This is a genomic window from Bradyrhizobium sp. JYMT SZCCT0180, assembly GCF_018130165.1.
In the GTDB taxonomy this organism is placed as follows: domain Bacteria; phylum Pseudomonadota; class Alphaproteobacteria; order Rhizobiales; family Xanthobacteraceae; genus Bradyrhizobium.
In genome coordinates this window covers 121,297-141,693 of the sequence record NZ_JAFCLZ010000014.1, presented here as the reverse complement: position 1 = coordinate 141,693, position 20,397 = coordinate 121,297, and the positions used below count along the sequence as shown (strand labels likewise).

The following is a 20,397-nucleotide window of genomic DNA, read 5'->3' as shown; positions in this document are numbered from 1 at the left end:
GCCTAGACAAAATCACGGTCTCGAACGACGCTCGCGAAGTCTTGCATCACTAAGACAATCAGATTCGGGTTCGACGTTTCAGGACTGGGGCTGGGAAATGAAGCTGGTGACGGGGTTGCTTGCGGCGGTGCTGCTGCTGGCAGGGGTTGTGTCGAGCCAGGCGGTGGTCCGGATTGCCGATGATCGCGGCGGCCGGATCGGTACCTATGTCGATAAGTACCAGGGCCTGCGGAGTTCCGGCGAGATGGTCATCATCGACGGGCTGTGCGCGTCGGCCTGCACCATCGTTCTCGGCGCCGTTCCCCACGACAAGATCTGCGTCACCTCGCACGCCAATCTCGGTTTCCATGCCGCTTGGGATTTCGGCGCCAACGGCCGGGCGATCACCAACGCCGAAGCCACCCAGATGCTCTATTCGATGTACCCGACGCCAATCCGGCGCTGGATCGCCCAGCGCGGCGGCTTGACCCAGCGCATGATCTTCCTGCGCGGCAAGCAATTGCAGGCGATGTTCAAGCCCTGCTATCTCGACGCCCAGGCCTCCGCGATCAAGCCAGCGTCTCGCTGAAATAGCAGATATTCCTCCGCATGACGTGATCGGCCGCGCGGCCATGGCGCTTGCCTGGCCCTGGAACTGGCCCTATCTGAACCCCATGGTTCAGCCGATTTCCACCCAGCATGGGATGATCGCGGCACCCCGGCCGCAGGGCGGGGTGGCGTCCGCGATCGTCTGGGGCGCCGCCAGCCTCGGCGGGCTGGCCGTATGCGGCGCCGCAGCGCTCTGGTTCCACTACGGGACCACGGTGTTTTTTGAAATGATCGCCGCCGGTATTTCAGCCTGCTTCTGATCCGGACATAGGGAATTTTTTACATGGACCGGAGCATCCGACCGCTGGTGATTGTCGCATCCTTTGCCGTCAGCCTGCTGGTTGGCCTCCTGATCATGCTGTGGGCGCTCGGTGGTCTGCGCACCGTCACGGCGCCGGCCGCGATCGGTGGGCCGTTTCAACTGACCGACCAGGCCGGCCAGACCGTGACCGACAAGGATCTCAAGGGCCGGCCGACGCTGATCTTCTTCGGCTTCACCCATTGCCCCGATGTGTGCCCGACCGCGCTGTTCGAGATCTCCGAAGTGCTGAAGGCGATGGGCAAGGACGCCGACCGGGTCAACGCCTTTTTCGTCTCGGTTGATCCGGAGCGCGACACCGCGGCCGCGATGAAGGAATATCTCTCCAGCTTCGACCCGCATCTGAAGGGCCTGACCGGCAACCCCGAGGCGGTGGCCAAGGTGCTGTCGGCCTACCGGGTTTATTCCAAGAAGGTCCCGCTCAAGGACGGCGACTACACCATGGACCATACTGCGCTGATCTATTTGATGGATCGCGACGGCCGCTTCGTCTCGCCGTTCAACCTGAAGCGGACGCCCCAGGAAGCTGCGACCGATCTGAAGAAATACCTCTGAGCCGTACCAGAGCCCCGCAAAACGGCCTCGCATCGGATGCCGGATGGTCTATAAGGCCATCCAATTCCACAACAAAACGCCGGCAATGCCCCACCAGCCAGCCTTGTTACAAAGCGCCAGATTGCCAAAATCGGTCCGCAGCCTGCTGACCGGGTTGACGATCGCGGCTGCGCTGGCCGCCATGCTGCCCGGTGAGGCGTCCGCACAAACCGCGCCGCGGCCTGCGGTCGAGGCGGCGCCGCAGGCGGTGCCAGGCTTCTGGGACCCGAGGCGGCGTCCGGACCGGCCTGATTTGTCGCGCCTGACCGTGATCCGGTTCCTGACCGAAACCGACTATCCGCCGTTCAACTTCACCGGTCCCGACGGCAATCCGGCCGGCTTCAACGTCGATCTGGCGCGCGCGCTGTGCGACGAGATCAAGGTCACCTGCACCATCCAGATGCGCCGGTTCGAGACCCTGATCGACGCCATCACCAGCAACCGCGGCGACGCCATCATCGCGTCGATGGCGGTGACGCCGCAATTGCGCGCCCGCATCGATTTCACCGACCCCTATTACCGCGCGCCGGCGCGCTTCGTGTCGCGGCGCGACGCCGTGATGCCGGAGGTGCGTCCCGAATATCTCGAAGGCAAGAAAATCGGCGCCATCGCCGGCACTTCGCATGAGGCCTATCTGAAGGCGATGTTCACCGACGCCGAGATCAAATCGTACCCCAATGACGAGGCGCTGCGGCTGGCTTTGCGGCGGAGCGAGGTCGACTTCATCTTCGGCGACGCGATCGCGCTGGCGTTCTGGATCAACGGCACCGATTCAGGCGAATGCTGCGCCTTCTCGGGCGGGCCGTTCGTCGAGAGCCGCTATTTCGGCGAGGGCATCGGCATCGCGGTCCGCAAGGGCAACGATCTGCTGCGGCAGTCGCTTAACTGGGCGCTGTTCCGGCTCTGGGAAAAAGGCCGCTATACGGATTTGTGGCTGCGTTATTTCTCGATCAGTCCGTTCTGACGCTGGATTTGGATTCGTAGGGTGGGCAAAGGCGCGCTTGCGCCGTGCCCACCATCTTACTCGCTGAACGTTGTGGTGGGCACGCTTCGCTTTGCCCACCCTACGAGTCTATAATACCAAGCCCGTTTCCCGGCCCTTCGGAGAAAGCTCGTCTAAATGTCCACCATCGACCCTGCCGCCAGCCCGAGCGATTTGCGCGCGCTCGCCGAACAATCCAACGCCTGGCCGTTCGAGCAGGCGAAAGCGATTGTCGCGCGGCTGAAAAAGAGCCCGAAGGACGAGGTGCTGTTCGAGACCGGTTACGGCCCGTCGGGGCTGCCGCATATCGGCACCTTCGGCGAGGTCGCGCGCACCACCATGGTGCGCCATGCCTTTCGCGTGCTGACCGAGGACAAGATCAAGACGCGGCTGCTGGCGTTCTCCGACGACATGGACGGCTTGCGCAAGGTGCCGGACAATGTCCCCAATCGCGACATGATGGCGGCTCATCTCGGCAAGCCGCTGACGCGCGTGCCGGATCCGTTCTCGAACGAACACCCTTCGTTCGGCGCCGCCAACAACGCGCGCCTGCGCGCGTTCCTCGATCATTTCGGCTTCGACTACGAGTTTGCAAGCTCGACCGACTATTACACATCGGGCCGCTTCGACGCGACGCTGCTCAAGATGCTCGCCGCCTATGACAAGGTGATGGCGATCATCCTGCCGACGCTGGGGCCGGACCGGCGCGCGACCTATTCGCCGTTCCTGCCCATCAGCAAGACGTCAGGCGTCGTGCTGCAGGTGCCGATGATCCGTCGCGATATCGCCGCCGGCACGATCACCTATGTCGACCCGGACAGCGGCGAAGAGGTCGAAACCCCGGTCACGGGCGGCAATGTGAAGTGTCAGTGGAAGGCCGACTGGGCGATGCGCTGGGTCGCGCTCGGCGTCGACTACGAGATGGCCGGCAAGGATCTGATCGACTCGGTGAAGCTCTCGGGCCAGATCACCCGGGCGCTCGGCGCCACGCCACCGGAAGGCTTCAACTACGAACTGTTTCTCGATGAACAGGGCCAGAAGATTTCCAAGTCGAAGGGCAACGGCCTCACCATCGACGAATGGCTGCGCTATGCGTCGCCGGAATCGCTGTCGCTGTTCATGTACCGCGAGCCGAAGGCGGCGAAGCGGCTGCATTTCGACGTGATCCCGCGCAACGTCGATGACTACCAGCAATTCCTCGACGGCTTGCCGCGGCAGGATGCCAAGCAGCAGCTCCAAAATCCGGTCTGGCACATCCATGCCGGCCAGCCGCCGAAGGCCGACATGCCGGTCACGTTCCAGCTGTTGCTGACGCTGGTGTCGTCGTCGAATGCGGAGAACGCCGAAACGCTGTGGGGTTTTATTGGACGTTATCGTCCCGGCGTGACGCCGCAGACGCATCCGAAGCTCGACGCGCTGGTCGGCTACGCCATCAATTATTATCGCGACTTCGTGGCGCCGACCAAAAAATTCCGCGAGCCGACCGATGGCGAGCGGGTGGCGCTGCAGGATCTGCGCGACGCGCTGTCGCAATTGCCGGCGACGTCGACGGCGGAAGAGATCCAGAACGTGGTCTACGAAATCGGCCGCCGCGAGCCGTTCCTCGATCTCGTCAAGAAGGGCAAGGACGGCAGGCCGGGCGTCTCGCTCGACTGGTTCAACATGCTCTATCAGGTGCTGCTCGGTCAGGAAAAAGGCCCGCGCTTCGGCTCGTTCGTCGCGGTGTACGGTCTGGCCAATGCGGTGGCGATGATCGACGGCGCGCTGGCGCGGAGTGCGTAGCCCCGATGTCGTCCCGGACTAGTGCGCAATTGCGCACGGGGGGCCGGGACCCATACGCCGCGGCCGATGTTGTTGAAAAAGGAAGATAACGACCTGCGTGCAAAAACAATTATCGCTGGTGGTTATGGGTCCCGGCCTTCGCCGGGACGACGATAGAGTTGGGCTTCGTAACGTATCATCTCACTGTGACCGCGAACCGCAAATCCAGATGGCAGGCCCGCCGCAATTTCAACCGCGGCCTGCACCGAATTGCGCTAGACTATCCGCCATCAAGCCTCCGTGGAGAGGCGGGCAACATTGGGAGCAGACGCATGCAGTTCAGGGTTTCGCCGGACTTGCGCAATGATACCAGCGCCGACGAATGGCAGGCGCGGGTCGATCTGGCGGCCGCGCATCGTCTCGCCTTCAACCAGGGTTTTTCCGAAGGCATCTTCAACCATCTGACCTACACGGTGCCGGGCCGCAGCGACCGCTACTACCAGATCCCGTTCGGCATGCATTGGTCCGAGGTCACGGCCTCGTCCTTCATGGAAGTCGGCATCGACGACGGTGAGGTCAAGCGCGGCGAGGGCGAGGTCGAGCGCTCCTGCTATTGCATCCACGCCCCGATCCACAAGGCGCTGCCGCAGGCCAAAGCGGTGTTTCACACCCACATGCCCTATGCCAGCGCGCTGACGCGCCTCGATGACCCGCGCATCAAGGAGATCGGCCAGACCGAGGTCGGGCTGTCAGGCGCCATCGCCTATGACGACGAATATACCGGCCCGGCCGTCGATCCCGCCGAAGGCGCCCGCCTGGCGAAGGTGATCGGCGACAAGCAGGTGCTGTTCATGGCCAATCACGGCATCTCGACGGTCGGTGCGACCGTCGCCGACGCTTACGACATGCTCTATTACGTCGAGCGCGCCGCGCAGGTGCAGATCTACGCGATGTGGACCGGGCAGAGGCTGAAGCAGCTTCCCGCGCCCGTGGTTGAGAAGACCCAGCGCGAATACAAGGACGAGCGTCTCTACAAGGGACCGACGCCAGCACAGCGGCACTTCGATGCGTTGAAGCGAATGCTTGATCGCAAAGAGCCAGATTACGCGACGTAGTTCGGAGCAGGCGTAGGGTGGGCAAAGGCGCTCTTGCGCCGTGCCCACCATCTACATTCGTGATCTTGTTTGGTGGGCACGCTTCGCTTTGCCCACCCTACAATCGTCAATCCGCAGCAGCCCGCACCGCATCCGCAAACGCGTGCCACACTTCCGGTCGCCAGCTTCCATTCGCCGCGCCTGATGTGGATGGCAAAATCCAGATCCTGGTGTCGGCGATCCGCTCAGCCTGCTCGCCGTAATCGCGCTTGCCGCCGAGAAATCCCTGTCCGGCCGCCTTGCTCGTGAACGCCAGGAATTTTGGCCGGAATGCCGCAATTGAATTGCTCAGGCGAGATCTCGCATCGAGTCGGAGTTCGGATACCGGGATCTGGTGATCCATTCCCGAGTGCGTCTTCACGAGATCAGTGAGGCCGATCCGGTGCTGCAGCAGATCGCGGTACTGGTGCGGCTGCAGCAGCGTCGGCGTCAGCCCGATCTCGTAAAGAATTTTCCAGAACTTGTTCTGCTTGTGCGCGTAGTAGGCCCTTGCTTTGGCTGATGCCGTCCCTGCAGCCATCCCGCACAGAACGATGTGAAGGGAATCTTCCAGCACATCCTGCAGGACATCCGGAGCCGGGGACAAACCTACTGGCTCGCCCACACGATCCGCGCGATCCATTCGACGTCGTCGGCGTCGAGCGCGCGGTCGGCCTGCGCCGGGTTCAGCGATTGCAGCTCCAGCGTCCTGGTGGTGCGGCGCTTCAATTCCTTCACCAACACCTCGCCATCGCTGGTCTTCAACACCACGCGGTCGCCGCGCCGGATCGGTGTGCCCGGCGAGACCACGATGATGTCGCCGTCGCGGTAGGCGGGCTTCATCGAGTCGCCGGATATTTCCAGCGCGTAGGCGTGCTCGTCGCCCGCGGCGGGCAGCGCCACCTCATCCCAGCCCTTGCCGGCGGGAAAACCGCTGTCGTCGAAATGGCCGCTGCTGCCGGCTTGGGCGAGGCCGAGCATCGGCACCGATTGCTGGCTGCGCGCGCCATCGCCGATCAGCTGCACAAACGTGTCGATCGAGGAATTGGTGGCGGCCAGCGCCTTGGAAACCGATTCGGTCGAGGGCCAGCGTTCGCGGCCGTCGCCCGTAATGCGTTTGGATTTGTTGAAGGTGGTCGGGTCGAGGCCGGAGCGCTTGGCAAGGCCCGAGGGCGACAGCCCGGCGCGCTCGGCGAGCCGGTCGAGCGCGGTCCAGACCTGGCCGTGGGTGAGAATGCGGGCTTTGGTTGGCTTGGCCATGGGATCACTCAACGTCGTGTTTAGGAATTATTACCTGAAACGCGGGATTTCCGCAAATTCCAGGCTGGCCGGACGGCGCGGCGGCGCTTGAGTTCAGCCCCAGCCGCCTTTACGGTCTGCGCCGACCCGGAATCCCGGGAAAAATCCCAAGAGACTCAACGACAAACAGGGAATGCCGGCGAGTGCCCACGATCTACAAAATCAGCCCCGCCTCGGCCTGGCGCGAGGCCGAGCGGCAAGGCGTCTATCGGGGCAGCGCGGACGATCTGCGCGACGGCTACATCCATTTTTCCACAGCGTCCCAGGTCGCCGAGACCGCGCGGAAACATTATTTCGGCCAGACCGGGCTGTTCTTGATCGCGGTCGACGCCGATGCGCTGGGCGACAGCCTGCGCTGGGAACCCTCGCGCAACGACGAATTGTTCCCACATCTCTATGGCGAACTCGATCTCGGCGCCGTCACCGCCATCCTCGACATGCGGGCGCGGTCCGACGGCCATCATGACATTCCGGAGCTTGCGCCGTGATCCGCGCCTTCGACGCCTTTTCACTGCCGCTGCTGCGCTGGTTCGATCCGGAGGATGCGCATCGCATGGCCATCCAGGGCCTGCGGCTGCTGCCGCCGATCCGCTCAAAGCCGGATGATTCGAAGCTGGCGGTGCGCGCCTTCGGCCTGAACTTTCCCAATCCGATCGGGATGGCCGCGGGTTTCGACAAGAGCGCGGAAGCGCCCGACGCGCTGCTGCGGCTGGGATTTGGATTCGTCGAGATCGGCTCGGTGACGCCCAAACCGCAAGTCGGCAATCCGCGGCCGCGGCTGTTCCGGATGGAACGCGACGAGGCCGTGATCAACCGGATGGGTTTCAACAATGACGGGGCGGAGATCGTGCTGCGGCGGCTCGCCTCGCGCGCGCATCTTTCCGGCATCGTCGGCGTCAATGTCGGGGCCAACAAGGATTCGGCCGACCGCACCGCCGATTACGTCAAGCTGATCGAGACCTTTGCGCCGGTCGCGAGCTATTTCACCGTCAACGTCTCCTCGCCGAACACGCCGGGCCTGCGCAATCTGCAGCAATCGGCAGCCCTCGACGATCTCCTCGCCCGGGTGATCGATGCGCGCGAGCGGGTGCGCAAGAATGCCGGCGATTCCCCGGTGCTGCTCAAGATCGCGCCGGATTTGAGTCTGGCCGAACTCGACGATGTCGTGCACATCGCGCGCTCGCGCCGGGTGGACGGCATGGTCGTGGCCAACACCACGCTGGCACGGCCCTCGAGCTTGCGCGAATCCGGCCGGGCCAAGGAGCAGGGTGGCCTGTCGGGACGGCCGCTGTTCCGGCTGTCGACGCGGATGGTGGCGGAAACCTATGTGCGTGCCGAAGGCGCCTTCCCGCTGATCGGGGTCGGCGGCATCGACAGCGGAGGTGCCGCGCTGACCAAAATCCGCGCCGGCGCCAGCCTGATCCAGCTTTATTCATCGCTGATCTACAAGGGCCTCGGGCTGGTCGAGGACATCAAGAACGATCTGTCCTCGACCTTGCTGCGCACGGGGCGCGATTCGCTTGCGGAAATCGTCGGCGCCGATGCCGCGACCATCACCGCCGAGGAATGGCCTGTGCAGTGATCTTCCCCTCTCCCCTTGTGGGAGAGGGTGGCTTCGCGAAGCGAAGACGGGTGAGGGGTTCTCTCCTCACGGTAAGATTTCAAGATGTGGATAGAGACCCCTCATCCGGCGCTTCGCGCCACCTTCTCCCGCAAGGGGAGAAGGGAAGAAAGAATTCACGCCCCAAACGACTTCTTCAACAGCGCCGGATAACGCAGCGCCTCAAGCCCGCCGCGGGCGGCGTAATGCACCAATAGCGCGCCCCACAGTCCGGCATTGCCGAACGATCGCAGCGCCAGCCACGCGCCCAGGAATATCGCAAGCGACAGCAGCATCAGGTTGCGCATGTCGCGCGCCCAGGTGGCGCCGATATAGACCCCGTCAAAGGCAAAGGCGAACACGCCGAGCAGCGGCGCGAAGATCACGAACGGCAGATAATCGCGCGCGATGCGCCGCACGTCGGCGCTCGCCGTCATGATGTCGATCAGGGAAGGACCGAACAGGGCGAAGACGGCGGCGACGGCGAGCGCAAAGCCAAAGCCCCAGATCACGACCAGTTTGACCGCACCGGCGAATCCGCTTCTGTCGCGCCCGCCATAGGCGCGGCCGCAGAGCTGTTCGGCGGCGTTGGCAAGGCCGTCGAGGAAGAAGGCGCTGATCATCAGGAAATTGTTCAACACCGCATTGGCTGCCAGCGTCAGGTCGCCGGCGCGGGCGCCCTGCGCGGTGAAGAACAGGAAGGCTGCGATCAACGCCGCGGTGCGAATCAGGATGTCACGATTGACCGCCAATAGCCGCATCAGCTTTGTGCGGTCGAACAGCGTCGCGCGCAAGATGGCCGGTTGCCCACGGGAAAGGCGCCGCGCGATAAGTATGCCGAGCAGGAGCCCGGCCGCTTCCGCGATCACGGCCGCGATCGCCGCGCCGGCAATGCCGAAGTCGAGCACCAGCACCAAAAGCGCGGTGGCTGCCGCATTGATCAGGTTGATGGTGATCTGCGTGCCGAGCGCCAGTTTGGCGCGGGCCTGTCCGATCAGCCAGCCCAGCATGACATAATTGCCGAGCGCCAGCGGCGCCGACCATATCCGAATCGTGAAATAGGTTTTCGCCGCGCGCGTAACGCCTTCGCTGCCGCCCATCGCCTCCAGCAGGAGGCTGGCGAGCGGGATCTGCAGCAGGATGAGCGCGGCGCCGACCAGCGCGGCGGCGATGAATCCGCGCAGCAGGATGGCGCGTAGTTCCTGCGTGTCGCCGGCGCCGAGCGCCTGCGCGGTAAACGCCACCGTGCTCATGCGCAGGAATCCGAACAGCCAGAACAGGCAGTCGAACAGCACGGAGGCGACCGCCACGCCGCCGAGCAGCGTGGCGTCACCGAGCCGGCCGATCGCCGTGGTCGAGACGATGCCGATCAGCGGCGTCGTCAGGTTCGCGATCATCGCGGGACCCGCGATGGCAAATACCTGCGCCGTCGTGACTTTCGAGGGAGCGGCCGGCGAATGCATGGCTAGAGCTCAACGACCATGCCGTCGAGGAGATTTAGCGCCCGCGCGGGCTGCCGAACAGCCGCGACAACAGCCAGACCGGAATCACGATCACGGCGCCGAGCAGGAAGTAGCGCCACAACCAGTTGACGGCGTCAAAGCCGAGATCCCAGAGCCGCTGGAACAGCATGCGGATGCTTTGCAGGATGTTCCAGGGATCGAAGCCGACAGCGGCGAGCACCACGCCGACCAGAACCGACAGCAGGATCAACCGGAATGCCACCGCCAGCGGCGAGCCGCCGAGAAAGCGGTTCAGGCCGTCATTGCTGGCCGGCAAATCCCTGACGTCGTTGGGCATCGATCTCTCCTGCGGGTCACGCCCGCGCATTGTAGCGTTTTCGAGCGAAGTGGATACCGGTTCGCGTGAAGAAAACGCGTCAAAACAAGAATCCACTACCGCGGACAGCAGATGGGGAACCCATCTCAGTGCGTCAATGGCTGGCCGGATTAAGGCGCGGTAATGCCGGTCTCGCTCTTCAGCATCCGCTCCAGCGTTTCCAGCCGGTCGGCCTCGCGCGGCGGCTTGTCCCAGCGCAGCCGGCTGATGCGCGGAAACCGCATCGCGACGCCGGATTTATGCCGCGGCGAGCGCGCCAGCCCCTCGAAGGCGACCTCCAGCACCAGACCCTGGTCGGGCTCGTGCACGACGTGGCGCACGGGCCCGAATTTTTCGGTGGTGTTGCGGCGGACGAAACGGTCGATCTGCAGCAATTCCTCGTCGGTGAAGCCGAAATAGGCCTTGCCGACCGGCACCAGCTGTTCGCCGTCCTCGCCCGAGGTCCAGACGCCGAACGTGTAGTCCGAATAATAGGACGAGCGCTTGCCGTGGCCGCGCTGCGCATACATCAGCACGGCGTCGATCAGATGCGGGTCGCGTTTCCACTTCCACCATTGGCCCTTGGGGCGGCCCGGCAGATAGGCGGCGTCGCGGCGTTTCAGCATCACGCCTTCGACGGCGTCGGCATCCTCGCCGGCGCCGGCTTGGGCCGGATCGGCGCGCGCCGCGGTGAGCTGATCCCAACTGTCGAAAGCCACCGTCGGCGACAGATCAATCCTGGCATCGTCGAGCTTCTTGATGAATGCCTCCAGCCGCGCGCGGCGTTCGATGAACGGCAGCTCGCGCAAATCGTTCTCGTCGTCGCCGAGCAGGTCATAGGCGCGCAAATGGATCGGATACTCCTTGATCAGTTTTGGCGAGACGACCTTGCGGTTCAGGCGCTGCTGCAGCACGTTGAACGTCTGCACGCGGCCCTCGCGCAGCACCAGCAACTCGCCGTCGATGGCGAAACTTGAAGATCCTTGCAGATGCAGCGATGGAACGAGGTCCGGAAAACTCCCGGTGATGTCCTCACCCGTGCGCGAATAGAGCCGCGCCTGGATGTGGCCGCGCTCGTCGCGGCCGCTCACCGCCTGCACGCGGATGCCGTCCCATTTCCATTCCGCGATGAAGTCGGCGGGGTCGAGGTTGGCAAAATCCGCATCCTCGATCGCATGCGCCAGCATCACAGGGCGGAACGGTGTCGGATCGCGATTGACCGGTTTCTCGCTGCGCCCCTCCAGCCAAGCGAACAGGTCGAGATAGGGCGGGCTCAATCCCGGCCACATCAGCTCGACGTCGTGGGCGTCCTTGTCCCCGAGATTGGCCGCGGCGGTCTTGGCGAGCCGCGCCGAAATGCCGATCCGCATCGCGCCGGTAACCAGCTTTAGCAGCGCCCAGCGGCCGGTCTCGTCGAGCTCATCGAGCCAGCGCGCGAGCTGTCTTGGAAGCTCGGTCTTGCCGAGGGTGCGCAGCGTGGTGACGACTTCGGACAGCGTGGGAGGGGGAGGGTTGTTGTGGCCGATCGTCTTCTCCCCTCCCTCCACGCGCAAAGCGCGTGGCGGGGAGGGGTCGGGGGTGGGGGGTGGTGCGGCAATCGCAGATGCAGCGGTTCTTGCGGAGACACCCCCCACCCCCGACCCCTCCCCGCCGCTTCGCGGGGGGAGGGGGGAAGATCTATCGTGACTGGCCGAGACCTTCGGCCACATCAACGCCACCGTCTCGGAGAGATCGCCGACATAATCGTAGGACAGGCCGAACAGCACGGGATCGGCACGGTCGGTGATCAGGTCGCGGATCAGGCCGGGCTTGGCGTGCTTGAACGACAGCGCGCCGGTCAGCGCCGCCAGCGCATAGCCGCGGTCGGGATCATCAGTCTCGCGAAAATACGCCGTGAGCAGCCGCAGCTTGTTGTTGCGGCCGGGCTCATAGGCGAGGCGGTCCAGCAATTCGGCGAAGCGGTTCATGCCTCGGCCTCGTTGGCTGGCGGCGGCTCGTGCTCGTCCTCGTCGCCGTAGCCGACCAGATCGAGCGGCCGCGCGGCGAGGCCCTTGGTCTTGCACCAATGCACCAGCGCGTCTTCCTGGCCGTGGGTGACCCAGATCTCGCCGGCACCGGTGGCCTCAATCGTCGCGGTCAGCCCGTCCCAGTCGGCGTGATCGGAAATCACCAGCGGCAGTTCGATGCCGCGCTGGCGGGCACGGGCCCGCACCCGCATCCAGCCCGAGGCAAACGCCGTGACCGGATCGGGGAAGCGCCGCGTCCAGATGTCAGAGGTGGCCGACGGCGGCGCCAGCGTGATGGTGCCGGCGAGGTCCGCCTTCTTAACGCCCTTGGCCGGACGCAGCTCGCCGAGCGCAACGCCGCGGCTCTGATAATAGTGCGTGATCGCTTCCATCGCGCCATGCAGGTAGATCGGCGCGTCGTAGCCGGCCTCGCGCAGCAGCGCGATCACGCGCTGCGCCTTGCCGAGCGAGTAGGCGCCGACCAGATGAGCTCGCTCCGGGAACAGCGTCACGGAAGCCAATAGCTTCTTCACTTCATCGGCCGCGTTGCCATGGCGAAACACCGGCAGGCCGAACGTCGCCTCGGTGATGAAGACGTCGCATGGCACCACTTCGAACGGCGTGCAGGTGGGATCCGAAGCGTCCTTGTAGTCACCCGAGGCGACGATGCAGGTGTCCTTGCAGGTGACGGCAATCTGCGCCGAGCCCAGCACGTGGCCGGCGGGATGGAATTTGATCTTGACGTCGCCGAGCCGGAGTTCCTCGCCATAGGCGATCGCCTGCGTGGAGCCTGCGAAATTATCGCCATAGCGCAGCCGCATCATGTCGAGCGTCTCTTGCGTCGCCAGAACCGCGCCATGGCCGGGACGGGCGTGGTCGGAATGGCCGTGGGTGATCACGGCGCGCTCGACGGACCGGACCGGATCGATATGGAAGCCACCGGGCTTGCAGCACAAACCGGCGGGAGCTGGCAGCAGGATGTCTTGTGGACGCATCTTGGTTATATAGGGCGCATTGCCCCGATTTATACCTGCCCCATAGAGCCCATGCCCACGCGAATATTCCTGACCTCCGGCGATCTGATGGCCGATCGCCGTTATGATTTTGCGCGCGACCTGCAAATGAAGGGCGATCTGCCCGGCGCCGCCGACCTGCTGCTGCAGGCGACGGATCTGGCGCCGAACTTCGTCACGGCCTGGTTCACGCTCGGCGATATCAGAGAAACGCTCGGCGAGCGCGATGCGGCGGTCGCGGCGTTTCGCAAGGCGTGGGACGGTGATCGCGATGATCGTCATGGCGCCCGCCTGCGGCTGATGCGGCTCGGCGCCGAACCATTGGCCGCAATGCCGCAAGGCTATGTGCAGGTGCTGTTCGACCAATACGCGCGGCGGTTCAACGCCGCGCTGGTGGACGATCTCGGTTATCGCGGCCCGGACCTGCTGTTCAAGGCGGTGTTGTCGGTGCGCGCGGCCGCCCGCAAGCCTGCCTTCTTCAAGCGCGCCATCGATCTCGGCTGCGGCACCGGGCTCGTTGCCACGGCCTTCGCCAGGGAGGTCGATCATTTCATCGGCATCGATCTGTCGCCGCGCATGATCGAGCAGGCCCGTGCGACCGGCTCGTATGCGGAGCTTGAAGTCGGCGACATCGTGCAAGGTCTGCGCGTGAGGCCTGACAGCAGCGCCGATCTCATCCTGGCCGCCGACGTGATGATCTATGTCGCCGATCTCGCGCCGGTGCTGGCGGAATCAAGCCGCGTGCTGGCCGCCGGCGGCCTGTTCGCCTTCACGACCGAGACGCATGCCGGCGAAGGCGTCATTCTCGGCGCAGGCCTGCGCTATGCCCACGCAGCGGCTCATGTGCGCGAAGCGGTGGAAGCGGCCGGCCTCACATTGTCGTTGCTCGAAACTCGCTCGGCGCGCACCGAGGACAACCTGCCCGTGCCGGGCCTGGTGGCGGTCGCGACCACGGGCTGACTGCACTGTTCGGCCCGTGAAGCTTGCCCGCGCGGGCAGGCTGGACAAACCGGCGAGGATATACCAATCTGGTCATACCAGATTGGTAGGATCAGATGAGCGTGCCTCAGCAAGCAAGCGAAGGATCGCGAGCGGTCAAGCGGACCATCGAGTTCATTCGCCATCACCGATTGCAGAAGGGCGACCGGTTGCCGTCGGAGCGCGAGCTGTCGGATCGCTTTGGCGTCACCCGCAGCTCGGTGCGGGAAGCGCTGGCGGTGCTTGACGCGCTGCGGCTGACCGAGCGCCGGCCGAAGTCCGGCATTTTCCTGCGCAACGCGCTCGAAGACAGCGGGCTCGACTCCCTGGTCATCCAGGCCAATCTGGATCTGCCGTTTGACGAACGCACCATGCGCGATGTGAGCGAGGCCCGCGTCATATTTGAAACCCATGCGATCCGCCTCGCATGCGCGCGCAGGACGGATGCCGATCTCAACAGGTTGCGCGAGTTGGTCGCCAATTATTCCAGTCGGGTGCAGGCTGAACTCAACGTCGCCAATGAAGATGTCGAGTTTCACCTGGCAATGGCTGCGGCCAGCCAGAACGCCATCATCGTCCGAACGCTGACGCCTTTGTTTCTGATGAGCTTTCAGTGGCGGCAGAAGTATTTCTCGTCCCCGGTCATTCGCCGCCGCTCACTGGCCGATCATCAGGAGTTCGTCGCCACCATTGCCGACAGGGACGAAACCCGGGCGGCGGCTCTGGTGCAAAAGCATGTCCATTCCGCATTCGACGAAGTTCGGGCAATGGCGGAAGGAAACGAGCAGCCGGAATCTCACAACCAATGAGAAGGCCGGGACGAGTAAGTTGCCGGGAGTACCGGCTCACGCAGCGCAAGTCGAAGCCAATTTCGATCCGCACAACCTGAATGACAGATCGCTGCATTCAGGCATCGACAACAACCAATGAAGAACAACAGATGGGAGAAACAACAATGAAAAACAAGCAAACACGCCGTGAGTTCGGCGCCACCGCGCTATCCGCCCTCGCGGCTTCCGTATTGCCCGCCCCGTTCGTCTGGGCGGCCGAGAAGAAATACGATCCGGGCGCGAGCGATACCGAAATCAAGCTCGGACAGACCGTGCCGCATTCCGGTCCCGGCTCGCTCTATGGCGTGCTCGGCCGGGTCGGCGAAGCCTATTTCCAGATGCTGAACGAAAAGGGCGGCATCAACGGCCGCAAGGTGAAATTCCTCACCATGGACGACGGCTACAGCGCGCCGAAATGCGTGGAAGCGACGCGGCGGCTGGTGGAGAATGACGAAGTGCTGGCGCTGTTCGGCTCGCTCGGCACCGCGCCGCAGACCGCCGTGCACAAATACCTCAACAACAAAGGCGTGCCGCAGCTGATGCTCAACACCGGCGCCTCGAAATGGAACGATCCGAAGAACTTCAAATGGACCATGGCCGGCCTGCCGCTCTATCCGACCGAGGCGCGCATTCTCGCCAAATACGTCGTGGCGACGAAGCCGAATGCCAAAATCGGCATTCTCTACCAGAACGACGATTTCGGCCGCGATTTCCTGGCGCCGTTCAAGAAGGTTCTGGAGGAAGCCGGCGGCACCGCCAAGGTGATCATGGAGCAGAGCTACGATCTGACCGAGCCGACCATCGATTCGCAGTTGATCAATCTATCGAAGTCGGGCGCGGACGCTTTCTACAACATCTCGACCGGCAAGGCTTCGTCGCAGTCGATCCGCAAGGTGGTCGAGCTCGGCTGGAAGCCGCTGCAATTGCTGTCGGCGGGATCGACCGGACGTTCGATCCTCAGCGCCGCCGGTTTCGAGAACGCCACCGGCATCGTGGCCATCCGCTACGCCAAGGAAGTCGGCGTGCCGCGCTGGGAAAACGATCCAGACGTGATGGCGTTCGAGGCGCTGCGCAAGAAATATCTGCCCAATGTCGATCCCGACAACACCATCGCCTTCGCCGGCTACGGCCAGGTGGCGTCGATGGCGGAAATCCTGCGCCGCTGCGGCGACGATCTCACCCGCGCCAATGTGCTGAAACAAGCGACGACACTGGCCGGCTTCCACTCGCCGTATTTCCTCGACGGCGTCAATTTCAGCTACACGCCGGAGGACTACACGCCGATGAAGACGCTCTTCATCTCGCAGTTCAACGGCAAGGACTGGGATATTTCCGACAAGCCGGTGACGGAGTAGGTCTCTCTCAACTCGTCATGCCCGGGCTTGTCCCGGGCATCCACGGCTTTTATGAACGCAAGGTAAGAAAGACGTGGATGGCCGGGACAAGCCCGGCCATGACGACGGGGGCAATCCGACCTCTCCCCGCAAGCGGGGCGAGGTTGATACCCCTCGACGTGGCGGCCCTGACGGCTTAGTTCTTGTTTTGTGCCGCCCCGAATCCTGAGCCTCACACCGGCCGAGCCGGCCGCGCTGCTGCCCGACCGCTTCCTTCAATGGTTCGCGTCGCGCGGCTGGTCGCCGCGTGAACATCAGCTGGAATTGCTAGCGAAGGCGCGGGACGATCGCTCGGCGCTGCTGATCGCGCCGACCGGCGCCGGCAAGACGCTGGCGGGATTTCTGCCGACGCTGGTGGAACTGAGTGCTCTGTCATCCGCGATGCGTTCTTCTCCCCTCCACCCGCGAAGCGGCGGGGTCCGAGGCGAGCGAAGCTCGCTCTCGGGGTCGGGGGTGGGGGGTGTCTCCGCGAATTCTGCTGTCCATTTTGACACCGAAGCTGCCGCACTACCCCCCACCCCCGACCCCTCCCCGCCACGCGCTTCGCGCGCGGGGGGAGGGGAGAAGAGCGAGCTTGGCGCGGCACCATTTGCACGAAGCGCCGTCATCTCCACCGGCCGTGGGGTCAAGCGCACCGGCGGCCTGCACACCCTTTACATCTCGCCCTTGAAGGCGCTCGCGGTCGATATCGCGCGCAATTTGGAGACGCCGATCGCCGAGATGGGCCTCCCGATCAAGGTCGAGACCCGCACCGGCGATACGCCGGTGTCGCGCCGGCAGCGGCAGCGCCGCTATCCGCCCGATATTCTGCTGACCACGCCCGAACAACTGGCGCTGCTGTTGTCCTCCGACGACGCGCCGTTCCTGTTCGGTTCGTTGAAGCGCATCGTGCTCGACGAATTGCACGCGCTGGTCACCTCCAAGCGCGGCGATCTGTTGTCGCTGGGACTGGCGCGGCTGTGGCGGCTGGCGCCCGAGATGCGCGGCATCGGATTGTCGGCGACGGTCGCCGAGCCGGAATCCTTGGCGCGGTTTTTAGTGCCGCAGCGCGACCGCCAGATAGAAGCCGCCGACATTGTCGTTGCCGGCGGCGCCGCGGCGCCCGTGGTCGAGATGCTCGACACCAGGGAGCGCCTGCCCTGGGCGGGGCACAGCGCCCGCCATGCGATGGCTGAAATGTACGAGCTGATCAAGCGCAACAAGACCACGCTGGTGTTCGTCAACACCCGCAGCCAGGCCGAAATGCTGTTCCAGGATTTCTGGCGCATGAACGACGACGGCCTGGCGATTGCGCTGCATCACGGTTCGCTCGACGTCGCGCAGCGTCGCAAGGTCGAGGACGCAATGGCGGCCGGCAAACTGCGCGGCGTGGTCTGCACCTCCTCGCTCGACCTCGGCATCGACTGGGGCGACATCGACCTCGTGATCAATGTCGGCGCGCCCAAGGGGTCCTCGCGGCTGATGCAGCGGATCGGCCGCGCCAACCATCGATTGGACGAACCCTCGCGCGCGGTGCTGGTGCCGGCCAACCGCTTCGAGGTGCTGGAATGCGCAGTTGCGATCGATGCCATCGCGGAGAATGCGCAGGATACCCCGCCGCTGCGGATCGGCGCGCTCGACGTGCTGGCGCAGCACGTGCTGGGATGCGCCTGCGGCGAGCCGTTTCTCTCCGATGAGCTCTATGAAGAGGTGCTGACGTCGGCGCCTTACTCTGGTTTGTCGCGCACCGATTTCGACGACGTGGTCGATTTCGTCGCCACCGGCGGCTACGCGCTGAAAACCTATGAGCGCTTTGCGCGCATCAAGCAGGACAAGCAAGGCCGCTGGCGCGTCGCCAATCCCCGTGTGCGGCAGAGCTATCGCCTCAATGTCGGCACCATCGTCGAAGAACCGATGCTGAAAGTGCGTCTGGTGCGTTCGCGCGGCGGCGGTGCCGGTTCGACCGGCGCACTTGGACGCGGCGGGCGGATGCTCGGCGAAGTCGAAGAATATTTCATCGAAGGGCTGGTGGTCGGCGACACCTTTGCCTTTGGCGGCGAAGTGGTGCGCTACGAGGCGTTGGCCGAAGATCAAGTCTACGTGTCCCGCGCCAACGATAAAGATGCAAAAGTGCCGTCCTATGCGGGCGGCAAGTTTCCGCTGTCGACTTATCTCGCCGAACGCGTCCGCAAGCTGCTCGACGACAAGCGCGCCTGGAACGCGCTGCCGGATCAGGTGCGTGACTGGCTGTCGCTGCAACGGCATTTTTCGCGCGTGCCGGCGGTGCGGGAACTCTTGGTGGAAACCTTCCCGCGCGGCAACAAGCATTATCTGATCTGCTATCCCTTCGAGGGGCGGCTGGCGCACCAGACGCTCGGCATGTTGCTGACGCGGCGGATGGAGCGGGCGCGGGTGCGGCCGCTCGGCTTTGTCGCCAATGAATATGCGGTCGCGGTGTGGGGGCTTGGCGACATGTCGTTCATGATCCGCCAGGGCAAGCTCGACCTCAACGCGCTGTTCGATCCGGACATGCTGGGCGACGATCTCGAGGCGTGGCTCGCCGAATCCGCGCTGATGAAGCGGACCTTCCGCACCTGTGCGGTGATCTCAGGCCTGATCGCGCGGCGCTTCACCGGCGAGGAGAAGTCCCGCCGCCAGGTGTTGTTCTCGACCGATTTGATCTACGACGTCTTGCGCAAGCACCAGGCCGACCATGTGCTGCTGCGCGCCGCGCGCGCCGATGCCGCCACCGGACTGCTCGATCTCAAGCGGCTCGGTGATATGCTGTCGCGTATTCAGGGCCGAATCATCCATCGGGAACTCGACCGTGTTTCGCCGCTCGCGGTGCCGGTGATGCTGGAAATCGGCCGCGAGTCAGTCTATGGCGAAGCGGCCGACGAGTTGCTGGCGGAAGCCGCAGAGGAACTGGTCAAGGAAGCGACGGGATAGAACGTGACGGCAGCGGCGCAAGCTTCGGACGATGATCAAATGGCGCGGCTTTCGAAAGTTTCGATCGCAGATGTGAGCTTCCTCGCCGATCTCTCCGGCGCGTTGTTCTGGCAGGAACAGCGCCTGCTGGTCGTTTCCGACCTGCATCTGGAAAAAGGCTCCAGCTTCGCCGCGCGCGGCGTGCTGCTGCCGCCTTACGACACGGTGGCGACGCTGAGCCGGCTTGCCGCCGTGATCGCGCGGCACGACCCGCGCATGGTGATTGCGCTCGGCGACAGTTTTCATGATCGCGATGCGCATGAGCGGCTGTCGGTGCCCGACCGCGAGGCGCTGTCAGCGATGCAGGCGCGGCGCGACTGGATCTGGATTGCGGGCAATCACGATCCGGCGTTGCCGTCCGATCTCGGCGGTGTTGTCGCCAATGAAGTCGCGATCGGCAACATCACGTTCCGCCATGAGCCCACGGGCGCGTCAGGTGAAATCGCCGGCCATCTGCATCCCAAGGCCCGAATCGCCACCCGCGGCCGTGCGATGGAGCGGCGCTGCTTTGCTTGCGACGGCGAGCGCGCGGTAATGCCGGCGTTCGGCGCCTATACCGGCGGCCTCAGCATCCGCGATCCGGCGTTTGCAAAGATCTTCCAGACACCGGGCCTGATGGCGCATGTGCTCGGCGACAACAGGCTGCACGCGATCGCAGCGTCGCGGTGTTATTGAGCGGACGACGCTGCTGCTGTCGCTCTGTGACCGCTTCCTCGTTTCCTGTGAAGTGAACCGCGAGACGCGGCAAACTGTTCATGCGAATTCACGACAGCGAATCGTAGCTCACCTTCGATACGAGCCAACTTACCTTTTCGTAATGCGGTTGACACGTTCGTGATTTCGGCAGTCGCGGATTTGAAATCGTGAGTCAGCGCTAATTCACTATGTGGTGAGCCATTGTTGATTGGCGCAACGGCTCTGCACCAAGCATCGACAGCCGCACATGGATTTGCTGCCTTTCGCCGCCGCTTAACGAGGATTCTTGGTGCTGACTCCAAGTGCGTCGGCGAGGTCCATCGACTGCATCGAAAAACGCATAAGACCTAAGCGGGAGAGCGGGCTTGTCCCGCCGAGACAACAGGTCGATTACAAAATCAAGGCGAGCTGAGACTCGC

The 20,397-nt window shown here is 64.1% G+C and carries 19 protein-coding genes; 13 read left to right on the top strand and 6 right to left on the bottom strand.

Going from position 1 to position 20,397, the window contains the following annotated elements; translation table 11 throughout:
- Positions 1-97 precede the first annotated feature (97 nt).
- The 6 genes from JQ641_RS21415 to JQ641_RS21390 all read left to right on the top strand — a co-directional run bounded on the left by JQ641_RS21415 (position 98) and on the right by JQ641_RS21390 (position 5,359).
- Positions 98-568, top strand: a complete 471-nt coding sequence (locus tag JQ641_RS21415) for a hypothetical protein (protein ID WP_192735435.1) — start codon at positions 98-100, stop codon at positions 566-568.
- Positions 569-611: 43 nt separating this feature from the next.
- Positions 612-848: a hypothetical protein gene (locus tag JQ641_RS21410; protein WP_249150600.1), complete on the top strand. Its 237-nt coding sequence runs from the start codon at positions 612-614 to the stop codon at positions 846-848.
- A gap of 23 nt (positions 849-871) precedes the next feature.
- Positions 872-1,462, top strand: coding sequence for an SCO family protein (locus JQ641_RS21405; protein WP_211997926.1), 591 nt, complete (start codon positions 872-874; stop codon positions 1,460-1,462).
- A 181-nt stretch (positions 1,463-1,643) separates the two neighbouring features.
- Entirely contained in the window at positions 1,644-2,465 is an 822-nt protein-coding gene (locus JQ641_RS21400; RefSeq protein ID WP_249150597.1) for an ABC transporter substrate-binding protein, read from the top strand.
- Positions 2,466-2,621: 156 nt separating this feature from the next.
- Positions 2,622-4,265 carry a lysine--tRNA ligase gene (locus JQ641_RS21395; RefSeq protein ID WP_211997924.1) on the top strand — a complete coding sequence of 548 codons (1,644 nt, stop codon included), beginning with the start codon at positions 2,622-2,624 and terminating at the stop codon, positions 4,263-4,265.
- Between the two features lie 311 nt (positions 4,266-4,576).
- Entirely contained in the window at positions 4,577-5,359 is a 783-nt protein-coding gene (locus JQ641_RS21390) for a class II aldolase/adducin family protein (protein WP_211997923.1), read from the top strand.
- 106 nt (positions 5,360-5,465) lie between these two features.
- Here the strand turns inward: JQ641_RS21390 and JQ641_RS21385 are convergent, their stop codons facing one another.
- Together JQ641_RS21385 and JQ641_RS21380 are read right to left on the bottom strand one after the other, a co-directional pair.
- A complete protein-coding gene (locus JQ641_RS21385; protein WP_211997922.1) occupies positions 5,466-5,984 on the bottom strand; it encodes a mismatch-specific DNA-glycosylase in 519 nt (172 codons plus the stop codon).
- A 2-nt stretch (positions 5,985-5,986) separates the two neighbouring features.
- Entirely contained in the window at positions 5,987-6,637 is a 651-nt protein-coding gene (locus tag JQ641_RS21380) for a S24 family peptidase (protein WP_211997921.1), read from the bottom strand.
- Between the two features lie 182 nt (positions 6,638-6,819).
- Between JQ641_RS21380 and JQ641_RS21375 the strand changes: the two genes are divergently transcribed.
- Positions 6,820-7,164, top strand: a complete 345-nt coding sequence (locus tag JQ641_RS21375; protein ID WP_211997920.1) for a DUF952 domain-containing protein — start codon at positions 6,820-6,822, stop codon at positions 7,162-7,164.
- Positions 7,161-8,258: a quinone-dependent dihydroorotate dehydrogenase gene (locus JQ641_RS21370; RefSeq protein WP_211997919.1), complete on the top strand. Its 1,098-nt coding sequence runs from the start codon at positions 7,161-7,163 to the stop codon at positions 8,256-8,258. The genes JQ641_RS21375 and JQ641_RS21370 overlap by 4 nt, the downstream gene beginning before the upstream one ends.
- Before the next feature lie 155 nt (positions 8,259-8,413).
- Here the strand turns inward: JQ641_RS21370 and JQ641_RS21365 are convergent, their stop codons facing one another.
- From JQ641_RS21365 to JQ641_RS21350, 4 genes are all read right to left on the bottom strand, one after another.
- Positions 8,414-9,739, bottom strand: a complete 1,326-nt coding sequence (locus JQ641_RS21365; RefSeq protein WP_211997918.1) for an MATE family efflux transporter — start codon at positions 9,737-9,739, stop codon at positions 8,414-8,416.
- Positions 9,740-9,773: 34 nt separating this feature from the next.
- A complete protein-coding gene (locus tag JQ641_RS21360; protein WP_211997917.1) occupies positions 9,774-10,076 on the bottom strand; it encodes a DUF6460 domain-containing protein in 303 nt (100 codons plus the stop codon).
- A 149-nt stretch (positions 10,077-10,225) separates the two neighbouring features.
- The gene (locus JQ641_RS21355) at positions 10,226-12,061 is read right to left on the bottom strand and encodes an ATP-dependent DNA ligase (RefSeq protein WP_211997916.1); all 1,836 of its coding nucleotides are present in this window, start codon (positions 12,059-12,061) and stop codon (positions 10,226-10,228) included.
- Positions 12,058-13,095, bottom strand: a complete 1,038-nt coding sequence (locus JQ641_RS21350) for a ligase-associated DNA damage response exonuclease (RefSeq protein WP_211997915.1) — start codon at positions 13,093-13,095, stop codon at positions 12,058-12,060. The genes JQ641_RS21355 and JQ641_RS21350 overlap by 4 nt, the downstream gene beginning before the upstream one ends.
- Positions 13,096-13,146: 51 nt before the next feature.
- Here JQ641_RS21350 and JQ641_RS21345 point away from each other — a divergent pair, with 51 nt between their 5' ends.
- The 5 genes from JQ641_RS21345 (at position 13,147) to pdeM (ending at position 19,957) form a co-directional block, all read left to right on the top strand.
- Positions 13,147-14,073: a class I SAM-dependent DNA methyltransferase gene (locus JQ641_RS21345; RefSeq protein ID WP_211997914.1), complete on the top strand. Its 927-nt coding sequence runs from the start codon at positions 13,147-13,149 to the stop codon at positions 14,071-14,073.
- A 95-nt stretch (positions 14,074-14,168) separates the two neighbouring features.
- On the top strand, positions 14,169-14,900 hold the full coding sequence (locus JQ641_RS21340; protein WP_211997913.1) for a FadR/GntR family transcriptional regulator: 732 nt from the start codon (positions 14,169-14,171) through the stop codon (positions 14,898-14,900).
- A gap of 146 nt (positions 14,901-15,046) precedes the next feature.
- Complete coding sequence (locus JQ641_RS21335; RefSeq protein ID WP_211997912.1) at positions 15,047-16,276, top strand: ABC transporter substrate-binding protein; 1,230 nt, start codon at positions 15,047-15,049, stop codon at positions 16,274-16,276.
- 189 nt (positions 16,277-16,465) lie between these two features.
- Positions 16,466-19,243 carry a ligase-associated DNA damage response DEXH box helicase gene (locus JQ641_RS21330; RefSeq protein WP_211997911.1) on the top strand — a complete coding sequence of 926 codons (2,778 nt, stop codon included), beginning with the start codon at positions 16,466-16,468 and terminating at the stop codon, positions 19,241-19,243.
- Between the two features lie 39 nt (positions 19,244-19,282).
- The gene (pdeM, locus tag JQ641_RS21325) at positions 19,283-19,957 is read left to right on the top strand and encodes a ligase-associated DNA damage response endonuclease PdeM (protein WP_211997910.1); all 675 of its coding nucleotides are present in this window, start codon (positions 19,283-19,285) and stop codon (positions 19,955-19,957) included.
- The last annotated feature ends 440 nt before the right edge of the window (positions 19,958-20,397 follow it).

Coding starts and splice junctions, on each gene's coding strand:
- JQ641_RS21345 (WP_211997914.1), top strand. CDS start 13,147: ATGCCCACGCGAATATTCCTGACCTCCGGCGATCTGATGGCCGATCGC.
- JQ641_RS21355 (WP_211997916.1), bottom strand. CDS start 12,061: ATGAACCGCTTCGCCGAATTGCTGGACCGCCTCGCCTATGAGCCCGGC.
- JQ641_RS21360 (WP_211997917.1), bottom strand. CDS start 10,076: ATGCCCAACGACGTCAGGGATTTGCCGGCCAGCAATGACGGCCTGAAC.
- JQ641_RS21335 (WP_211997912.1), top strand. CDS start 15,047: ATGAAAAACAAGCAAACACGCCGTGAGTTCGGCGCCACCGCGCTATCC.
- JQ641_RS21405 (WP_211997926.1), top strand. CDS start 872: ATGGACCGGAGCATCCGACCGCTGGTGATTGTCGCATCCTTTGCCGTC.
- JQ641_RS21390 (WP_211997923.1), top strand. CDS start 4,577: ATGCAGTTCAGGGTTTCGCCGGACTTGCGCAATGATACCAGCGCCGAC.
- JQ641_RS21340 (WP_211997913.1), top strand. CDS start 14,169: ATGAGCGTGCCTCAGCAAGCAAGCGAAGGATCGCGAGCGGTCAAGCGG.
- JQ641_RS21410 (WP_249150600.1), top strand. CDS start 612: ATGGCGCTTGCCTGGCCCTGGAACTGGCCCTATCTGAACCCCATGGTT.
- JQ641_RS21365 (WP_211997918.1), bottom strand. CDS start 9,739: ATGCATTCGCCGGCCGCTCCCTCGAAAGTCACGACGGCGCAGGTATTT.
- JQ641_RS21380 (WP_211997921.1), bottom strand. CDS start 6,637: ATGGCCAAGCCAACCAAAGCCCGCATTCTCACCCACGGCCAGGTCTGG.
- JQ641_RS21415 (WP_192735435.1), top strand. CDS start 98: ATGAAGCTGGTGACGGGGTTGCTTGCGGCGGTGCTGCTGCTGGCAGGG.
- JQ641_RS21400 (WP_249150597.1), top strand. CDS start 1,644: ATGCTGCCCGGTGAGGCGTCCGCACAAACCGCGCCGCGGCCTGCGGTC.
- pdeM (WP_211997910.1), top strand. CDS start 19,283: ATGGCGCGGCTTTCGAAAGTTTCGATCGCAGATGTGAGCTTCCTCGCC.
- JQ641_RS21350 (WP_211997915.1), bottom strand. CDS start 13,095: ATGCGTCCACAAGACATCCTGCTGCCAGCTCCCGCCGGTTTGTGCTGC.
- JQ641_RS21395 (WP_211997924.1), top strand. CDS start 2,622: ATGTCCACCATCGACCCTGCCGCCAGCCCGAGCGATTTGCGCGCGCTC.